Annotated in this window: 15 protein-coding genes; 10 read left to right on the top strand and 5 right to left on the bottom strand. The window is 68.9% G+C overall.

The window, feature by feature from the left end:
- Positions 1-9: 9 nt before the first annotated feature.
- Positions 10-1,182: a globin domain-containing protein gene (locus ORV05_RS33995; protein ID WP_268755960.1), complete on the bottom strand. Its 1,173-nt coding sequence runs from the start codon at positions 1,180-1,182 to the stop codon at positions 10-12.
- Positions 1,183-1,526: 344 nt separating this feature from the next.
- Between ORV05_RS33995 and ORV05_RS33990 the strand changes: the two genes are divergently transcribed.
- The 6 genes from ORV05_RS33990 (at position 1,527) to ORV05_RS33960 (ending at position 9,633) form a co-directional block, all read left to right on the top strand.
- Positions 1,527-2,000, top strand: a complete 474-nt coding sequence (locus ORV05_RS33990; protein ID WP_268755959.1) for a MarR family winged helix-turn-helix transcriptional regulator — start codon at positions 1,527-1,529, stop codon at positions 1,998-2,000.
- A 117-nt stretch (positions 2,001-2,117) separates the two neighbouring features.
- Positions 2,118-4,124, top strand: coding sequence for an iron uptake transporter permease EfeU (efeU, locus tag ORV05_RS36395; protein ID WP_326938106.1), 2,007 nt, complete (start codon positions 2,118-2,120; stop codon positions 4,122-4,124).
- The gene (efeB, locus tag ORV05_RS33975; protein WP_268755958.1) at positions 4,124-5,338 is read left to right on the top strand and encodes an iron uptake transporter deferrochelatase/peroxidase subunit; all 1,215 of its coding nucleotides are present in this window, start codon (positions 4,124-4,126) and stop codon (positions 5,336-5,338) included. Before efeU ends, efeB begins: the two co-directional genes overlap by 1 nt.
- 101 nt (positions 5,339-5,439) lie before the next feature.
- Complete coding sequence (clpB, locus tag ORV05_RS33970) at positions 5,440-8,037, top strand: ATP-dependent chaperone ClpB (RefSeq protein WP_268755957.1); 2,598 nt, start codon at positions 5,440-5,442, stop codon at positions 8,035-8,037.
- 73 nt (positions 8,038-8,110) lie between these two features.
- Positions 8,111-8,872 carry a type III secretion system chaperone family protein gene (locus ORV05_RS33965; protein WP_268755956.1) on the top strand — a complete coding sequence of 254 codons (762 nt, stop codon included), beginning with the start codon at positions 8,111-8,113 and terminating at the stop codon, positions 8,870-8,872.
- On the top strand, positions 8,869-9,633 hold the full coding sequence (locus ORV05_RS33960; RefSeq protein WP_268755954.1) for an SDR family NAD(P)-dependent oxidoreductase: 765 nt from the start codon (positions 8,869-8,871) through the stop codon (positions 9,631-9,633). Before ORV05_RS33965 ends, ORV05_RS33960 begins: the two co-directional genes overlap by 4 nt.
- 174 nt (positions 9,634-9,807) lie before the next feature.
- Here the strand turns inward: ORV05_RS33960 and ORV05_RS33955 are convergent, their stop codons facing one another.
- The 3 genes from ORV05_RS33955 to ORV05_RS33945 form a co-directional block, all read right to left on the bottom strand.
- Entirely contained in the window at positions 9,808-10,383 is a 576-nt protein-coding gene (locus tag ORV05_RS33955; RefSeq protein WP_268755953.1) for a DUF3558 family protein, read from the bottom strand.
- A 1,051-nt stretch (positions 10,384-11,434) separates the two neighbouring features.
- The gene (locus ORV05_RS33950; RefSeq protein WP_268755951.1) at positions 11,435-12,013 is read right to left on the bottom strand and encodes a DUF3558 family protein; all 579 of its coding nucleotides are present in this window, start codon (positions 12,011-12,013) and stop codon (positions 11,435-11,437) included.
- Positions 12,014-12,038: 25 nt separating this feature from the next.
- A complete protein-coding gene (locus ORV05_RS33945; RefSeq protein ID WP_268755950.1) occupies positions 12,039-12,500 on the bottom strand; it encodes a hypothetical protein in 462 nt (153 codons plus the stop codon).
- Positions 12,501-13,476: 976 nt separating this feature from the next.
- Here ORV05_RS33945 and ORV05_RS33940 point away from each other — a divergent pair.
- The 4 genes from ORV05_RS33940 to ORV05_RS33925 all read left to right on the top strand — a co-directional run bounded on the left by ORV05_RS33940 (position 13,477) and on the right by ORV05_RS33925 (position 16,135).
- Complete coding sequence (locus tag ORV05_RS33940; protein WP_268755949.1) at positions 13,477-14,232, top strand: hypothetical protein; 756 nt, start codon at positions 13,477-13,479, stop codon at positions 14,230-14,232.
- 55 nt (positions 14,233-14,287) lie between these two features.
- A complete protein-coding gene (pyrE, locus tag ORV05_RS33935; RefSeq protein ID WP_268755948.1) occupies positions 14,288-14,851 on the top strand; it encodes an orotate phosphoribosyltransferase in 564 nt (187 codons plus the stop codon).
- A 223-nt stretch (positions 14,852-15,074) separates the two neighbouring features.
- Positions 15,075-15,467 (top strand): DUF2784 domain-containing protein, encoded by a 393-nt coding sequence (locus tag ORV05_RS33930; RefSeq protein WP_407652638.1) that lies wholly within the window; start codon positions 15,075-15,077, stop codon positions 15,465-15,467.
- A gap of 14 nt (positions 15,468-15,481) precedes the next feature.
- The gene (locus ORV05_RS33925; RefSeq protein ID WP_268755946.1) at positions 15,482-16,135 is read left to right on the top strand and encodes a TrmH family RNA methyltransferase; all 654 of its coding nucleotides are present in this window, start codon (positions 15,482-15,484) and stop codon (positions 16,133-16,135) included.
- Positions 16,136-16,145: 10 nt separating this feature from the next.
- On the opposite strand, the gene ORV05_RS33920 is transcribed toward ORV05_RS33925, so the two are convergent.
- A complete protein-coding gene (locus tag ORV05_RS33920) occupies positions 16,146-18,284 on the bottom strand; it encodes a molybdopterin oxidoreductase family protein (protein WP_268755945.1) in 2,139 nt (712 codons plus the stop codon).
- Positions 18,285-18,293: the final 9 nt, after the last annotated feature.

Below are 18,293 nucleotides of genomic sequence, written 5' to 3'. Positions count from 1 at the left end.
GTGGACGGCCTAATCGATGGTGAACGGGTCGTAGTGGATCTGCTCGAGGGCGGTCCCGGCGACGAGCATGCGGGACACGGTCGCGCGGATCATCGCGGGTGAGCCGGAGACGAGCACGTCGTGCCCGGGCCAGGCGCCGTGCCGGGTGACCACGTCGGCCAGGGTGCCCTGCTCGCAACCGACGAGGGCGGGGCCGCGCTCGATCACGGGCGTGACGGTGAACCACGGGTTGCACGAGGCCACCATGCGCAGGCCTTCGAGCGCGTAGAGGTCTTCCCGGGTGCGGCCGCCGTAGAACAGCCGGACCTTGGGGTTCTCCCCCCACTGGGAGAGCTCGTCGAGCAGCGCCTGCAGCGGGGCCACCCCCGTGCCACCGGCGATCATCAGCACGTCCCGCCCGGCCTCGCGGTCCACCGAGAGACGCCCCAGCGGCGGGCCGAACCGCCATGTGTCGCCCTGCTGGGTATGGCTGACGATCGCGCGGGAGACCCATCCCCCGTCGACCGCGCGGATGTGGAACTCCAGGGAGCCGTCCTCCCGGGGTGCGTTGGCCGGGGAGAGGTACCGCCAGAGCCGGGGCCGCTGCGGCACCTCGACGCTGAGGTACTGGCCGGCCTGGAACGGGATCGGCTGTTCCGGCTCGATGCGCACCATGGCCAGGTCCCAGCTGAGCCTGCGGTGCTCGGCGACCCGCCCCCGCCAGCTGGGCGGATTGGTGTCGGCGGCGGCCGCCTCCTGCATCTGCCGGGCGACGATGGTGAACGCCTCGGCCCAGGCCCGCTCGACCTCCGGGGTCCAGTCCGGCCCGAGCTGGGTCTTCATCGCCGCGAGCAGCGCGGTGCCGATGGCCTCGTAGTGCTTGGGCACCACGCCGAACTTGCGGTGGTCGCGACCGAGTTGGCGAAGGAAGGGGACGAGGTCCTCGGGCTGGTCCACCATCTGCACGACGTGCACCAGTGCGCGCACCATCCGGTTGCGCTGGACCTCCATGTTGATCGGGAAGAAGTCGCGGGTAGCCGGGGCCAGGGTGAACAGCATCCCGTAGAAGAACTGGGTCACTTCCGGTAGGTACGGCTCGGCCTTGACCCAGGAATCCCGGATGAGCCGCACCATCGCGGTCACGGCTGGGGGCGCCTCCCGGTGGCTGGACCGGGGGACGGGACTGACGGGATCGGCGGTCATGGTCTACGGGTCTTTCGGGGCATTTTTCGGGGGCCTGCTGCTGCTCGGCTCGATTATTCACTGAGGACGCAAGAGCGACCCCGAACCGGGCAGCAGCAGGCCAGCGGGCATCGCTACCGCCCGAAATGATCACGGATATTCCGCCCCGTTCGGTCGGGTCGAACCAGGAAAGCGGGGAGGCAATCGACCGCAGAGTAGTCACCCGACCCGGGTGAGCGCGCCTCATTGCTCCGTCCGGGTGGTTAACGAGGACCCGGTCGAGTGGTGGGCCTCACGTTCGTCGTTCGTTAATCGTCCGACTACTTCACGTATAGTTGTATGTGACAACCAAATGGAGGGTCGAGATGAGCCTGAGCGAGGACGCCGGCCTCGAACTGATGCGCCAGCTGCGGCTCACCGGCCAACTGCAGCACGCGTGGGTGACCCACGCCTGGCAGACCCGCGACGCCGGCCTGCACCCGGCCGCCGCGATCCTGCTCAGCGACCTCGCCGCGAACGGCGAGTGCCGCCCCTCCGACCTGGCCAAGCGCAAGATGGTCGACGTCTCGGTGGTCAGCAGGCAGATCAGCCAGCTCTCCGCCGCCGGACTGATCGAGCGGCGCCCGGCCCCCGAGGACGGGCGCGCCGCGCTGGTCCGCGTCTCGGAACAGGGGCTCGCCGAAATCAAGAAGTGGCGGGAGAACCACATCGAGTTCTTCCGGAAGGCACTCGAGGGCTGGGATGAGGCGGAGGTCGCCGAGCTGACCGGCCGCATCGCCGAGATGAACGAGGCGTTGCGCACGGCGATGGACCGGCTTTCCCGTGGCGATTCGTCCTGAATGAGCCCGATGCGGCGTGAGCTGCGGTAATAAAGCAAGGCTAACCTCTGTTCTCGCCCTGCTCCGCGGCTAAAGTAAGCCTAACCAAGCAACTGGTTCGGCGACGAGGAGTGCCGCGTGTGGGCCGACGCTGTCCCCAACCTGCTGATCGGGCTTCGCGAGGGGTTGGAAGGCGGGCTGGTGGTCAGCATCCTGCTCGCCGCTCTGCGCCGCGCCGGTGACGGCCGCACCTCCTCGGCGCCGATCTGGCTCGGCGTGCTGGCCGCGGCCACCCTCGCGGCCGGCTTGGGCGCGGTGCTGACCTTCTCGGGGGCGGAACTGTCCAGTACCGCGCAGGACGCCTTCGGCGGCGTGCTCAGCCTGGTCGCCGTCTGCCTGGTCACCGCGATGGTGTTCTGGATGCGCCGCACCGCCCGTGGCCTGTCCGGCGAACTCTCGGCGAAGGTGACCGGCGCGCTCGCGGTCGGCTCGGGCGCGCTCGCGCTCACCGCCTTTCTCGCGGTCGGCCGCGAGGGCCTGGAAACCGCCTTGTTCCTGTGGACGACGGTGCAGGCCGCCGGCGAGTCCACCGCCCCGCTGCTCGGGGCCGCCGTGGGCATCGGGGCCGCCGCACTGCTGTGCTGGCTCCTCTACCGCAGCGCGATCCGGATCAACCTGGGGAAGTTCTTTTCGCGCACCGCCGTGCTGCTCGTGGTGATCGCCGCGGGCGTGCTCGCCTACGGCCTCGGCGACCTCCAGGACGCCGGCCTGCTGCCCGGGCACACCTGGATCGCCTTCGACCTGTCGTACACCGTCTCCGCCGACGCGTGGTGGGTCACCGTCATCCGCGGCGTCACCAACCTCTCCCCGTCGATGACGTGGCTGCAGGTGATCGCGTACACCGGCTACATCGCGGCCGTGCTGACCGTGTTCTTCCGCGGCGCGACCCCGAAACCGGCACCGGCCCCGGAAGACGCGCCCGAACGCACCCCGAAGACGGCGAAGCGCCGGTGGGTCCTGGTCACCGCCGCGATCGGCGTCCCCCTGCTCGCCGCCGGGGTGTTCGCCATGGTGGTGCCGTCCGGCCGGGGAGGCACCGAGCGCGTCACGATCACCGCTTCGGCCTGCGCGCCCGACTTCAGCCCTCCGTCCGCGGGGCGGCAGGAGTTCACGGTCGTCAACAAGTCCGGCCGCAGCGGCGAGGTCTACCTCGTCCGCGGCGCCGACGGCGGGGTGATCGGCGAACTCGAAGGGCTCGGCCCCGGGACAGAGCGAACGCTGCGCGCGAACCTCCCGGCGGGCGAGTACGCCTGGCGCTGCGAGATGTCGGGCGCCCCGCAACTGAAATCGGCCACGGTCGCGGTGCGCGGCACCACCGGCTCTGCCCCTCCCGCCGTGCTTCCGGTGTCGTCGCAGGATCTCGAAGGACCGCTCGACGAGTACCGCACCTATGCGGCCGGACAGCTGGCCACGCTGGCCGCGCAGGTGGACTCGCTGCGGTTCGCGCTGACCACCGGGGACACCGGCGCCGCCAGGGCGGCCTGGACCGATGCCCAGCTCACCTGGGAACGCGTCGGGGCGGCCTACGGCAGTTTCGGCGGTCTGGCCAAGGCGATCGACGGGCTGCCCGACGGGCTGCCGGGCGGAACCGCGGATCCCGCGTTCACCGGCCTCCGCCGCCTCGAACACGGTCTCTGGCACGGGGAGACCCCGGCCGCGCTGATGCCCGTGGCGGACCGCCTGGCCCAGGACCTCGCCACCCTGCGCGGCCAACTGCGATCGGTCACCACGGACCTGTCCGAACTGCCCAAGCGGGCGCACGAAATCCTCGAGGACGCCTTGCGCGACAAGCTGACCGGCCAGTCCGACCAGGGCGCGGGCACCGGGTATCGAGAGACGCTCGCCGACGCCGGTGCCACCCGGGTCGTGCTGGACGAACTCGCCCCGCTGCTCACCGCGCGGCGACCCCAGCTCGTCGGTACCGCCAAAGCCCAGCTCACCGCGCTCGAACAGGCAGTGGCCGCGACCACGTCGAGCCCGGAGACCGCCCCGCTCGCCCAGCGCCAGCGGGTCGACGCGGCGATCGGCGAAGTGCTGGAAACGCTGTCGGTGGTCCCGGACCTGCTCGAAATCAGGGAGGGCTGATGGAACTCAGCAGGCGCAGATTCCTGCAGGGCACCGGCGCCGGGGTGGCGGGCAGCGCGCTGGCCGGCGGTCTCGTCGCCGCGGGCGCCTACGCGGACGAGCGGGCCAAGGCTCCGGCCTCGACCACGCAGCGCTACGAGTTCCACGGTGTGCACCAGGCGGGGGTGTTCACCCCGCAGCAGAGCGCCGCGGCGTTCGCCGCGTTCGACGTCACGGCGGGCGACCGCGCGGGCCTGGTGCGGTTGTTCCGCACACTGACCGAGCGGGCCCGCTTCCTCACGGCGGGCGGCACTCCGGACGACCTGGGGGTCGGCTCTCCGCCGTCGGACAGCGCCGTGCTCGGCCCGGACGTACCCGCCGACGGACTCACGATCACCGTGTCGGTCGGGTCGTCGCTGTTCGACGACCGCTTCGGCCTCGCGTCGCGAAAGCCCGCGAAGCTCAAGCCGATGCCGACCTTCCCCGACGACGCGCTGGAGCCGCGCTGGTGCCACGGGGACCTCATGCTGCAGTTGTGCGCGCACAACCCCGACACGGTGCAGCACGCGCTACGCGACATCGCCAAGCACACCCGTGGCGCGATGCAGGCGCGCTACCGCATGAACGGTTTCCATTCCCCGCCCCGCCCGTCCGGCACGCCCCGCAACCTGATGGGGTTCAAGGACGGCATCGCCAACCCTGCCGAGGCGGACAACGTGGTCTGGGTGGCGCCCGGTGCGGGTGAACCGGACTGGGCGACCGGCGGCTCGTACCAGGTGGTGCGGTTCATCCGGATGCTGGTCGAGTTCTGGGACCGGGTGTCGATCACCGAGCAGGAGAACATGTTCGGGCGCAAGCGGGACAGCGGTGCGCCGCTGGACGGCGCGAACGAGGGCGATGCGCCAGACTACGCCGCCGACCCCGAAGGCAAGGCGATCCCGCTGAACTCGCACATCCGCCTGGCCAACCCCCGCACCCCGGACACGGCGGCGAGCCGGATCCTCCGCCGTGGCTACAACTACGACCTCGGGCTGGCCCTGAACGGCAACCTCGACGTGGGCCTGATCTTCGCCTGCTACCAGCAGGACGTGGACCGGCAGTTCGCCGCGGTGCAGACCCGGCTGGCCGGGGAGCCGCTGACCGATTACATCCAGCCCTACGGGGGAGGGTATTTCTTCACTCTCCCCGGGGTCCGGGATGCCGGAGTCTGGTTCGCCAGCAGCTTACTGGCCTGAGTCGGAGTTGAGCGGAACAGACTCAACTTTTCTGACGTTATGCATGGCGACGGCCGGTGAGGGAGGCTGTCACCAGGCTGACTTTGGACATGGAGTGTGGGATGGACGCTTTCAACCCGACGACGAAGACCCAGCAGGCGATCTCGTCGGCGGCGCAGGCGGCGACCGTGGCGGGCAACCCGAGCATCGCACCGGCGCACCTGCTGGGTGCCATGCTGGCGCAGGGCGACGGGATCGCCGGGCCACTGCTGACCGCGGTGGGCGCCGACCCCGCCCAGGTGCACAAGGAACTCGAGCCCATCATCAACGGGCTGCCCTCGGCCACCGGAGCGACGGTGTCCACCCCGCAGTTCGACAACTACGCGCTCAAGTCGCTGACCTACGCCCAGAAGCTGGCGACGGAGCTGGGTGACGAGTACGTCTCCACCGAGCACCTGATGGTCGGTCTCGCCGCCGAGGGCGGCGCGGTCGCCGACCTGCTGCGACGGCACGGGGCTAACCCCGAGGCGCTGCGCGAGGCGTTCACCAAGGTGCGCGGCTCCGCCCGGATCACCAGCCCCGACCCGGAAGGCACGTTCAAGGCGCTGGAGAAGTACGGCGTCGACCTGACCGAGCGGGCCCGCAAGGGCGAACTCGACCCGGTCATCGGCCGTGACACCGAGATCCGGCGTGTGGTGCAGGTGCTTTCCCGCCGCACCAAGAACAACCCGGTGCTGATCGGCGAGCCCGGCGTGGGCAAGACGGCCATCGTGGAGGGCCTCGCCCAGCGGATCGTCGCCGGCGACGTGCCCGAATCCCTGCGCGGCAAGCGCGTCGTCGCACTGGACCTCGGTTCGATGGTGGCGGGGGCGAAGTACCGCGGTGAGTTCGAAGAGCGGCTCAAGGCCGTACTGAAGGAGATCACCGACTCCGCCGGGCAGGTCATCACCTTCATCGACGAGCTGCACACCATCGTCGGCGCGGGCGCGACCGGCGAGGGCGCGATGGACGCGGGCAACATGATCAAGCCGATGCTCGCGCGCGGCGAGCTGCGCATGGTCGGCGCCACGACGCTCGACGAGTACCGCCAGCACATCGAAAAGGACGCGGCGCTGGAGCGGCGCTTCCAGCAGGTGCTGGTGGGCGAGCCGTCGGTGGAGGACACCATCGGCATCCTGCGCGGCCTCAAGGAACGCTACGAGGTCCACCACGGTGTCCGGATCACCGACGCCGCACTGGTGGCCGCGGCGACGCTGTCCGACCGCTACATCACCGCCCGTTTCCTGCCGGACAAGGCGATCGACCTGGTCGACGAGTCCGCCTCCCGGCTGCGCATGGAAATCGACTCCCGGCCCGTCGAGATCGACGAGGTCGAGCGCGCCGTGCGGCGCCTGGAGATCGAGGAAATGGCGCTGGCCAAGGAAGAGGACCCCGCGTCGAAGGAGCGGCTCGCCGCCCTGCGCGCCGAACTGGCCGAGAAGCGGGAAACGCTTTCGGCGCTGACGGCACGCTGGCAGAACGAGAAGGGCTCCATCGAGAAGGTCCGTGACCTCAAGGAGCAGCTGGAGCAGTTGCGCGGCGAGGCCGACCGGGCCGAGCGCGACGCCGACCTCGGCCGCGCGGCGGAGCTGCGCTACGGCCGCATCCCGGCGCTGGAGAAGGAGCTCGAAGCGGCACAGCAGAACACCGCGGCCAGTTCGTCCGGCGACGTGATGCTCAAGGAGGAGGTCGGCGCGGACGACGTCGCCGACGTGGTCAGCGCGTGGACCGGCATCCCGGCCGGCCGTCTGCTGGAGGGCGAAACCGGCAAGCTGCTGCGGATGGAGGAGGAGCTCGGCAAGCGCGTCGTCGGGCAGAAGGAGGCCGTCGCGGCGGTCTCGGACGCGGTTCGCCGCACGCGGGCAGGCGTCGCCGACCCCGACCGGCCGACCGGTTCGTTCCTGTTCCTCGGCCCGACCGGCGTCGGCAAGACCGAGCTGGCCAAGGCGCTGGCGGAGTTCCTGTTCGACGACGAGCGGGCGATGACCCGGATCGACATGAGCGAGTACAGCGAGAAGCACTCGGTGGCCCGCCTGGTCGGTGCTCCCCCCGGGTACGTCGGCTACGACCAGGGCGGCCAGCTGACCGAAGCCGTGCGGCGCCGCCCGTACTCGGTGGTGCTGCTCGACGAGGTCGAAAAGGCCCATCCGGACGTGTTCGACGTGCTGCTGCAGGTGCTCGACGACGGGCGGCTGACCGACGGCCAGGGCCGCACGGTCGACTTCCGCAACACCATCCTGGTGCTGACCTCGAACCTCGGTTCGCAGGCCATCGCGGACGCGACGCTCGACGAGCAGCAGCGCAAGGACGCGGTGCTGTCGGTGGTGCGCACGCACTTCAAGCCGGAGTTCCTCAACCGGCTCGACGACATCGTGGTCTTCCACTCGCTCGACACCGAGCAGCTGACCTCGATCGTGGACATCCAGATCGACCGGCTCGCCCAGCGCCTGGCGCAGCGGCGGCTCACCCTGGACGTCACGCCGGGGGCCCGCGAGTGGCTCGCGCTCAACGGGTTCGACCCGATCTACGGCGCGCGCCCCCTGCGGCGGCTGGTGCAGTCGGCGATCGGGGACCAGCTGGCCCGCAAGCTGCTGGCCGGTGAGGTCCGCGACGGTGACACCGTGCGGGTCGACATCCCGGCACTCGAGGCGGGAGACACGCTCACCGTCGCGCGCGCGTAAACCAATTCGAAGAGTTGACGGCGACACGGGCCGCTGATCTTGGATCGGCGGCCCGTGACGATACCCTGACCACGTGGGTATTCCAGCGTGGGTCTGGTTCGTGATCGCCGCCGTCGCCCTGGTGGCCGCCTTGCTGCTGCTCGCGGCGGACCGCACCAGGGAGGGCTCGCGCAACCGCGAGCGAATGCGCTGGGCCGACCTGCGCGGATGGCAGTTCGTCGAGGAGGACGAGCGGCTGGCCAAGCAGTGGTCCGGCGGTGCGATCGGCTACTTCGGCGCGGAATCGGCGGTCAACGTCGTCGCGGGGTCGACCTTCACCTCCGACGGCAGGCGGCCGGTCTTCGTGTTCGACATCGAGGCCGACGGGCAGATCCCCGCGATCGTGGTCGCGGTGCGCTGCAACCGCGTGCACCCGGTGCTCGTGGAGCTGTGGCTGGCGAGCGTGCCCTTCCAGCGCGCGGACATGCCTGAACTACTCGGCCCGGTGGGCCAGCGCTACGCCTTCGCCGACGACTCGGAGGGCGCCCGCCGCGTCATCACGCAGGAGCTGGTGGACGCCGCGGACGGCCTCGGGGGCGACGTCGGTGTGGCGTGGCTGGAGGGCGAGTGGGTGCTGGCCAGCGCCGCCCCGCAGGCGGGGCCGTCGCGGCTGGAGCGCCTGCTGCGGGACCTCGGCGAGATCGCCGACATCGTCGACCCGTTCGACGAGGAGGCCGCCGCGACCTGGCAGCCGCCCGCCGTGCCCGGGGGCGTCGCCGCGGAAGACAAGTCTGCGGAGGACAAGACCGAGGACCAGAAGACCACCGCCGAATCGCAGCCGCAGAGCCAGGCATGAGCACCGCACTGATCACCGGGGCGAGCGCCGGAATCGGCGCCGCCTTCGCCCGCCGGCTCGCCCGCGAGGGCTACCACCTCGTCCTCGTCGCGCGCGACAAGGCGCGGCTGGAAGCCCAGGCCGCCGAGCTGTCCCAGCGGTTCGGCATCGACACGACGGTGCTGGCCGCCGACCTCGCCACCGCCGAGGGACGCACACTGGTGGAGGACCACCTCGCCGCGGAACCGGTCGACATGCTGGTCAACAACGCCGGTCTCGGCCTGGCGGGCGAGTTCTGGACCTCGTCGCCGGAGGAACTGCAGCGCCAGCTCGACGTGAACGTGACGGCCGTACTGCGCCTGACCCGGGCCGCCGTACCCGGCATGCTCGAACGCGGTCACGGGGACATCATCAACGTCTCCAGCGTCGCCGGGTTCTTTTCCGGCCGGGGCTCCACCTACACCGCCAGCAAGAACTGGGTCACCTCCTTCACCGAAGGCATCGCGGCCGCGCTGCCGCCCGGGGTGCGGATGATGGCGCTGTGTCCCGGCTTCACGGAAACGGAGTTCCACGAACGAGCCGGGCTGGAAAAGCCGGGCCCGAAGGCCTTCTGGCTCAGCGCGGACCGGGTAGTCGCCGACGCACTCACCGACCTGCGCCGCGGCAAGGTCATCTCCATCCCCAGCCTGCAGTACAAGATCGTGGTCGCCATCGGCGGCCTGCTGCCCCGCAGCGTGATCCGCAAGGCAGGAAGCCTTTTCGCGGGCCGCGACCGCACTTGAGGTGCGTGTTCACCCCTCGCTTTGGCGGAGGACGGTGAGAGTGCGGGCAAGGTGTTCGCTGGGTATCGAGCAGCACCTCATCAGGCTCCTCACCGACTTCGCGGTACAGCCTGATCGGCACGCCTGCGCGCGCCGAGGTCCGGATCCGAGCCTCCGCCTCACGCAGGGGTTCGCTCACGACGACGGCAACCTGGCCTCGACAAAGTCGTCGATCTTGCTCACAACCGAACACATCTGCTCGGTCGTATCGTGCATGGTGGTCGCGTTGATGTCGATGCGACCAGAACCGACAGCAATGGCCGCAAGGCAAGTTCCTTTGCCCTCATTATTCTTCACCAGCGCGACTTGACGTCCCCCTGTGGATGTCGGGCGCGACAGTTGCCCACCTGGCTTTACGGCCAAGTCGTTGATGCTCTGCGCCGGGCGCACCACAATTCCGAAGCTGACACCGCCCTGCCCGTTCACCACGGGCTTGGTCCATCCACACACACTGGTACCGGCGCCACCGGCATCGCCGTAGTCAGTGTGCGAGCCCGCACCTGGCGCGATCTGTTGTGCTTCGCTGTCGGCGAGGAGGGCGCAGGCGTTGACCCCGGACAGCTTGCTAGCGGCAGTGGCGGCCGAGGACGGGCTTGCGCTGGAGGGAGCAAGGCTACCGGCGGGTGAAGGCTGGCCAGGCTGAGTGCTGCTACAAGCAGCCGAAGTCAGTGCGATGGCTGCGATGATCGTGCTGAGGGCTGCTGAGCGCACCCGTCTCCTCCGTGTGGCCTGCGTGTACCTGAGCTTCCGCAGGTTAGCGTGCTCGTGCCCTCATGACGCGGGCAGCTTCGGTTCGATGTAGCCAGCAATTTTGCTCACGATCGAGCACATCTGCCCGGTAGTTGCACCCCGGGAGGTTGTTGCATTGATGTCCACACGACCGGAACCGACTGCAATAGCCGCAAAGCAGGAGATTCACGCTCCATTATTCTCAAGAAGGACAACTTGACGTCCCGCCGTCGAACGGGTTTCTGACCGCACTGCACCAGCCTTGGCCTTGACGTCGTTCAACCCCTGCGCCGGTCGCACAGTTACGCTAAAAATGACCCCGCCAAAGTCGTTTGTCGCGTGCGTATTCCACGGACAGTTGTTGGTTCCAGTGCGCCGAGTTCACCCTGGTCTCTTGCCAGTATCGGCGCCCGGGGCGATTTGCTGGACTTCACTGTCGACAAGAAGGGCGCAAGCTCTGAGGGCAAACAACTGACTCGTGGCACTCTTTGACGAGGGCGAGTTGGAGTTCGACGCAGTGGATTGCCCACTAACGGATGGCTCCGGCTGGCCTGCCTGGGTGCTGATACAGGCGGCAGTGACCAGCGCGGCAGCCGCGATGACTGTAGTGAAGGGCTGTGCGCACCCGATCCTCCGCGTTAGTGTTCGTCTACTTGAGTGCCCGTACGTTAGCGTGCTCGTTGTCTTCGTAAGCCTGCTTGGCCTTGTTCAACGCATCCCGGGTCTCCTGGAAAATCGTGAGAAGCGGCTGCACCACCGCGTCCGCGGACTGGGTTTTCCCGGTCCCCCTTCTCCACGTGCACAGCGACCTTCTGTGCGTACGTACTGCTTCCCACCAGCGGCGCTTGGGCAACAGTCTGCACGTTGTCATTCAAGCTACGTGCATGGTCCTCGCAGTCGGTCAAGACCTTCGTCAGGATGTCGAAGCCCTCGGGTGTGATGCGGATCTGACCAGACGAGGCCGCGTTCTTGAGACCCTGGACGACCTGTTTCGCCTGTTCGGAGAGGACCCAGGACTAACTGCGCAGTTCACTCACGTTTTTGGCAGCCTCGACTCAACATAGCCCGAGATCTTGCTCACCACCGAACACGCACTGTCGGTCGATCCGTTGGTCTGGTCCGTAATGTCAACACGACCAGAACCGACAGCAATACTAATTGTACAAGAACCTTTACCTTCATTGTTTTTCAGGACCGCAGCTAGCCTTCCTTCGCTAGTCGTCATGTCCGACAATTGCCCACCAGGGCTGACTACAATGCCTTTGATCCCCTGCATCGGGCGAACGGTCGTGCCGAACGTGTGCGCAGTGAAGTCATCGCCCGCCGACTTGCTCCACTTGCAACTGCTCACACCCTCCCCGCCGATGTCACCCAGATCCTGATGGCTCCCCGCACCTGGCACAGCCTGTTGGGCCTCAGAATCGGCGAGAAGGGTGCATGCGTCGAGCCCAATCAGGCTGTTGGCGCCTGCCTGTGTCCCCGACGTTGCGGAACTTGACAGCGCGGGATTTCCGCCACTGGTGGGTGACGCTTCTCCCGTTTGGGTGCTGGTGCAGCCTCCCATAGCGAGAGCAGCGGCAGCGGTGATGGTGGCGATGACTGCTGAACGCACCCGTTCCTCCGTGTCAGCGGGCTGGCTAGGACTTGAGAACTCGGACGTTACCGTGCTCGTTGTCCTCGTAGTTCTTCTTGGCCTGTTCCAGGGCGGCGCGCGTGATGTCGAGGACTTCTTGAAACTGTTCAACGACAGCATCAGCAGAGTTGGTGAGACCAGTACCACCCTGCTGGACGTGTGCCGAGACTGTCTGAGCATATCGGCCAATGCCAAGCTGTGGCGCCTGTTTGGCGATTGAGGCTGCGTACCTGAGATTTGTAAGTTCGTCGTACCCGGTTTTGATCGCGGCCATGAGGGCGTCGAAGCCGTTCTCGGTGATACGGAGCTGTCCGGACGCGGCGGCGTTCTTGAGACCCTGGGCAGCCTGTTTGGCCTGGTTGAGGGCCTGATCACTGACACCCGTTTGCACGGCGGCGACGATGTCCGCGATGAAGCCGGTCGAGCCGAGTTGGCCGCCGCCATCAGCTGGGATGTTGACTCCCATGGTGCTCCCTCCCCGAAGTCGTGTCCGGTTCGAAGGTAGCAGCGGCGGGGCGGCGCGGGACGTGGTTTGCCGTGTTTGGCGACCGGCCGGAGGGAGTTTCCTGACCGAAACGGTCACGCACCGACTTGACGGTCGCTACGATGAGGGCGTAGAGAGCGCTTCCAAAATCGGGTAGGGGGACGACGAGGATGACTTCTCCGTGGTCGACTGCTCCGCAGCCGCCGAAGACCTATGGTGACGGGCACAAGACGGCGCAGGACATCGCGGCGATGCCGGATGCCGAGCGGGAGCGCTACGTCACGGAGTCCATGTCTCCCGAGGACCGGGCCAACTACCTGCAGGACGCCGCGCAGGCGAAGACGGCGTCCGACCCGGGTTTGCTGCCCATTCTCGACCAGCTCATCGCGAGGGTCGAAGCGCAGGCTCAGGCCAACAAGTACAACCAGCAGACCATCGCGCAGACGACCACCGGGCAGACCCAGTACGTGGAAGGTCTGCCCGCGTCGGACATCAACTACAAGGCCGTCGACCACGCCGAGTTGCAGAGCTATGTCACCAACGGCCTGGACGCGGGGCAGGTCGGCACGACGTCGAACGGCTACCACGAGTTGGCGTCGTCGTTCGACCGGATCGCGACCGCGTTCAACGACGCGGTGAACAAGTCGCAGACCGAGTGGGAGGGTGACGCGGCCGACGCCGCACGCGGATACTTCACCAGTACCCACCAGTGGGCGGACGCGAACGCGCAGAATGCGCGGCTGGCGTCGGAGGTGACGTATCAGCAGTCGACGGCGGCGCAGACGGCGAAGTCGAGTATGCCCGCGCCGGTGCCGTTTTCGTGGTCGGATGAGATGAAGAGCTGGGCGACGTCGAATCCGTTGGATTTGGCGGACAACATCCAGAAGTCGATGGACAAGCAGCAGCAGAGCCAGCAGGCCCATGACCAGGCCGCGCAGCCGCGGCGTCCAAGCAGCCCGTGTTCGCCCAGCCCCCCACCTTCACCCCACCCAACGGTGGCGCGATCGGCAGCGTGGTCGGCGGCGCCATCGGCTCGACTGTGGCCTCCGGCTACACCGGCCCCACCGGCGGCACCATCCCCGGCGGGGGTGGGGGCGGCTACAACGGTGGCCCTTCGGGCGGTCCCGGTGGCGGTAACGGGGGTGGGTCCCCGATCGGGAACCTGCCCGGCTATCCCACGCCCCCGCTGTCTGGTGGGGCCCGCACCGGTGGTGGTGGTGGCTCCTCGCGGCCGGGTGGCACCTCGGCGCAGGGTTACCAGGCGCCCGCCACCAACACCCCCACCACGTCGAACTCCAACTCCAACAGCCTGCCCGGGCTGGGTGGCATGCCAATGGGACCCATGGGTGGCGGGTTCTCCCCCGGTGGCGACAGCGAGGGCTACAGCAGCAAAATCGGCCGCGGCGGCAGCGGCGGTGGGTTCGGGCCCGGCAGCGGGTCCGCCGCGGGCAGCGGGTCCGCGGCGGGGGCCGGGGCGCAAAGCGGTGCCCGTGCCGGCGGTGCCGGAGCAGCCGAAACCGCCGCCGGCGGCAGCAGCGGCGGCCGCGGCGCCAGTGCCGCCAGTCGCGGTGGCATGGGTGGCATGGGCCACGGCGCCAAAGGCGAAGGCGCCGAAGACGAAGAACACACCCGCCCCTCCTGGCTCGTCGAAGCCGACCCCGACGACATCTTCGGCACCAACGAACGCACCGCACCCCCCGTCATCGGCGCATAAACACCGGCCGAACCACGTCCGAAGCCCCCGGCAGGGGGTGTGAAAGACTCTGGGCGTGGTGAAACCGGCGTTGGATGAAGCAGCGAAGATCGAACTGGCCAGGCTCGTCACGGAGCTGTCCGTGGTCCACGGCAAGGTCACGCTCTCTTCCGGCAAGGAAGCCGACTACTACATCGACCTGCGGCGCGCGACCCTCCATCACGCGGCGGCCCCACTGATCGGCAAGCTGCTGCGGCAGCTCACCGCCGACTGGGACTACGTCGCCGTCGGCGGACTGACCCTCGGCGCCGACCCGGTCGCCACCGCGATGCTGCATTCGGCGGCGGCCGACGGGATGGTGCTCGACGCGTTCGTGGTCCGCAAGAGCGCGAAACAACACGGCCTGCAGCGGCGGATCGAGGGCATGGAGGTCGCCGGGCAGCGGGTACTGGCCGTGGAGGACACCTCCACCAGCGGTGGCAGCGTGCTCACCGCCGTCGAGGCGCTGAACGAAGCGGGCGCCACCGTCGTCGGCGTCGCCACCGTCGTGGACCGGAACACCGGGGCGCGCGAAGCGATCGAGGAAGCCGGCCTGTCGTACCGGTACCTGCTGGACCTCGACGATCTCGGCCTGGCCTGACCCGGGCGGTCCGGGCGGCCAACGCCCGGACCATCCCTCGTCCGGGTGATGCCCGGAGCAGACCCAGCGCCCGGTGATCAAGCGGCGCCACCGGTCGACCCGATCGCTCCGCCGTGATCAACGACACCTCTACCGTTATCTCCCCGCGTCCATTTGTCGATGTTTCTCAGCAAACGCGGAGTACCGTCGAGGGTACGGGGACTGCGGAAGGGGGCGGTACGTGGTGTCCACCGCAAGGATTCTGGCCGATCTGACCGTCGGCATCCATATCCTGGCGCTGCTCTACATCGGCTTGGGCGGATTTCTCGCCTGGCGCTGGTTCAAGACTATATTCGTCCACGTTTTCTTCGCGCTCTGGGGGGTCGCGGTCAACGTCTTCCCGCTGCCGTGCCCGCTCACGGCCCTGGAGGACTACTTCCGCAGCCTGCAGGGACTCGGCCCGCTCCCGGGCGGGTTCAACGCCTACTACCTCTACGGCACGGTCATCCCGCGCGCGCTGCTCCCGGTGGTGGGGGTGACGGCGATCGGGATCGTGCTGATCTCCTACGTCGGCGCGTACCACCGGTGGCGCAGCCGCGACCACCACGCACCGGCTCACCGGGTGCGCCAGGCCTGAGCGAAAATCAGCGGGTGAACCTGGACGAGGCCGGACCGACCGAATGGACCGCACGCGCGGAGGTGGGCGTCGGGCCGTGGAGCGGGGAATGGCCGTCCGACGAACGCTACGACCCGGAACTACTGGCCGAAGGCGACCGCCGCAACGTGGTGGACGCCTACCGGTACTGGCGGCGTGAAGCCATCGTCGCCGACGTGGACCGTCGGCGGCACCCGTTCCACGTCGCCATCGAGAACTTCCAGCACGACCACAACATCGGCACCGTGGTCCGCACCGCGAACGCCTTCGCGGCGGCCGCGGTGCACATCGTGGGCCGCCGCCGCTGGAACCGGCGCGGAGCCATGGTCACCGACCGGTACCAGCACCTGGAGCACCATCCGGACGTCCCGTCGCTCGCCGAATACGCGACCGCACACGGGCTGGTGATCGTGGCCGTCGACAACACCCCGGGTTCCCGTCCGGTCGAGACCGTCCGGCTGCCCCGCGAATGCGTGCTCCTGTTCGGCCAGGAGGGACCAGGGCTGTCCGCCGAGGCGCAGGATTCGGCGTCGCTCGTGGTGTCCATCGCGCAGTTCGGCACCACCCGGTCCATCAACGCCGGAGTCGCCGCGGGCATCGTCATGCACACCTGGATCCGCCAGCACGCTGACCTCTCCCAGGCCTGGTGACCGACCCGGGTCAGACGGGCGTGACCTCGACCGGAATGCCGTTGAGGACCGAGGTGCCGGACAGCGCGTCGATGAGGGTCTCGTCCGCGACGAGGTTCGAGTTCACCCCCGCATGCGCGGCCGCGACCTCGCCCTTCGTGCCAGGCAACCCGTGCCCCCAGCCGTGCGGGATGCTCACCACCCCGGGCCGGATTTCGTCGGTCACCTCGACCGGCACCTCCAGTTCCCCGGCTTTCGACCGCACCATCGCGAGCTCTCCGTCGGCAAGACCGAGCCGCCGCGCGTCGTCGGGGTGGACCTGCATGGTGCACCGGTTCTGCCCGCGCACCAGTGGGGGCAGGTTGTGCATCCAGGAATTGTTGGAACTCAGCTGCCTGCGGCCGATCAGAACCAGCTCGTCCGGCCCGCGGCGCAACTGTTCGGCCAGCCGGGGGACATCCGCGACGACGGCTTCGGCGGCCAGTTCGATCTGCCCGCTCGCCGTGCTCAGCAGCCCGGGCAACCGGGGCTGGAGCGGACCGAGGTCCACGCCGTGCGGCGCGGCCTCGAGGTCGGCGAGCGTCAGCTCGTAGGGACCCGCCCGCAGCATCAGATCCAGCAGCCGGGCCGGGCCCGTCCGCTCGCCCGCGAGCGCCGGATCGAGCCCGTTGCGCTGCGCCAGTTGCGCGGCGACCAGCGCGTCGAAGGCGGCGACGTCGATGTCCGGGCCCTGCCCGGTCACGATCCCGGTCAGCCTCAGCAGCGTCTCCCATTCCTGCGGCAGTTCGCTCGGCAGTGCCGCCGGAGTCCAGTTCGCCACGTTCCGGACGGCGAGCTGGTACAGCGCGACGTCGTAGTGCGGTCGCTCCAGCGGGGAGGGCCCCGGCAGGATCACGTCCGCGTGCCTGCTCGTCTCGTTGAGGTAGATGTCCAGTGACAGCAGGAAATCCAGCCGCGAAAGCGCTTCGTCGAGCCGTGCGGTGTTCGGCGTGCTCAGGCACGGGTTGCCGCTGACCGTGATCAGCGCCCGCACCCGGCCTTCCCCCGGCGTCAGGATCTCGTCGGCCAGCGTCGCCACCGGCAGCTCGCCGAACACCTCCGGCAGGTCCCGCACGCGGCTGCGCCAGCGGCCCGCGGCGAAGGGGCGGCGTTTCCCGGGGGCGCTGTTCGCCTGCCCGGCCGCGGCCAGCGGGAACATCGCGCCGCCTGGCCGGTCGAGGTTGCCGGTGAGCACGTTGAGCACGTCCACCAGCCAGCTCGTGAGGGTGCCGAAGGACTGGGTGGTGGTCCCGATGCGGCCGTAAACGGCGGCGGAGGGGGCTGCGGCCAGTTCCCGCGCGAGACGCCGGATTTCGGCCGCGGGGATCCCCGTCACCGGCGCGACCGCCTCGGGGGTGAAGCCCGCGGCCAGCGCCTCGACCTCGGCGAGGCCGTTGACCATGTCGTCGAGTCTCCCCAGCGACACGAGGTCTTCTTCGAACAGCACCCGAACCAGAGCGAACAGCAGCAGCGCATCGGTGCCGGGGCGGATCGCGTGGTGCTCGTCGGCTGCCAGTGCGGTGCGGGTGCGGCGCGGATCGATCACCACGATCTTGCCGCCGCGCTGCCGGATCGCGCGCAGCCTGCCCCGCATGTCGGGCGCGGTCATCAGGCTTCCGTTGGACACCAACGGGTTCGCCCCGACGATGAGCAGGTGTGCGGTGCGGTCGACGTCCGGCACCGGGATGGAGAAGGCGTCACCGAACAGATAACCGGAGGAGAAATGCTTGGGAAGCTGGTCGACGCTGCTCGCGCTGTAGAAGTTCCGGGTGCCGAGCGCCTTGAAGAAGATCCGGCCGTAGAGCGCGGTGGCCAGGTTGTGCACGCTGGGATTGCCCGCGTAGACGGCGATCGTGTCGCGTTCGGCGAGCAGCGGCCGCAGCCGCGCGTCGATCTCGGCGAACGCCTCGTCCCAGGACACCTCGGTGAACTCGCCGTCCCGCTTCACCAGCGGCGCGCGCAACCGGTCCGGGTCCTCGTGCAGGGCACCGAGGGAAGCCCCCTTGGGGCACAGGAAACCGTGGGAGAAAACGTCGTCGGCATCCCCTCGGACACCGAGGACGCGACGGCCGTCGAGAGTGATCTCGAGACCACAGGTGGCCTCGCAGAGGGGACACGTCAGCACCGACATTCTTCGGAT

The organism is Amycolatopsis cynarae (assembly GCF_026802195.1).
Taxonomy (GTDB): domain Bacteria; phylum Actinomycetota; class Actinomycetes; order Mycobacteriales; family Pseudonocardiaceae; genus Amycolatopsis_E; species Amycolatopsis_E rhizosphaerae.
This window is presented reverse-complemented; position numbering and strand designations above follow the sequence as displayed.

Excerpts from the sequence above, each read along its gene's own strand:
- clpB (WP_268755957.1), top strand. The coding sequence starts at position 5,440 with ATGGACGCTTTCAACCCGACGACGAAGACCCAGCAGGCGATCTCGTCG.
- ORV05_RS33960 (WP_268755954.1), top strand. The coding sequence starts at position 8,869 with ATGAGCACCGCACTGATCACCGGGGCGAGCGCCGGAATCGGCGCCGCC.
- ORV05_RS33945 (WP_268755950.1), bottom strand. The coding sequence starts at position 12,500 with ATGGGAGTCAACATCCCAGCTGATGGCGGCGGCCAACTCGGCTCGACC.
- ORV05_RS33920 (WP_268755945.1), bottom strand. The coding sequence starts at position 18,284 with ATGTCGGTGCTGACGTGTCCCCTCTGCGAGGCCACCTGTGGTCTCGAG.
- ORV05_RS33990 (WP_268755959.1), top strand. The coding sequence starts at position 1,527 with ATGAGCCTGAGCGAGGACGCCGGCCTCGAACTGATGCGCCAGCTGCGG.
- efeB (WP_268755958.1), top strand. The coding sequence starts at position 4,124 with ATGGAACTCAGCAGGCGCAGATTCCTGCAGGGCACCGGCGCCGGGGTG.
- ORV05_RS33995 (WP_268755960.1), bottom strand. The coding sequence starts at position 1,182 with ATGACCGCCGATCCCGTCAGTCCCGTCCCCCGGTCCAGCCACCGGGAG.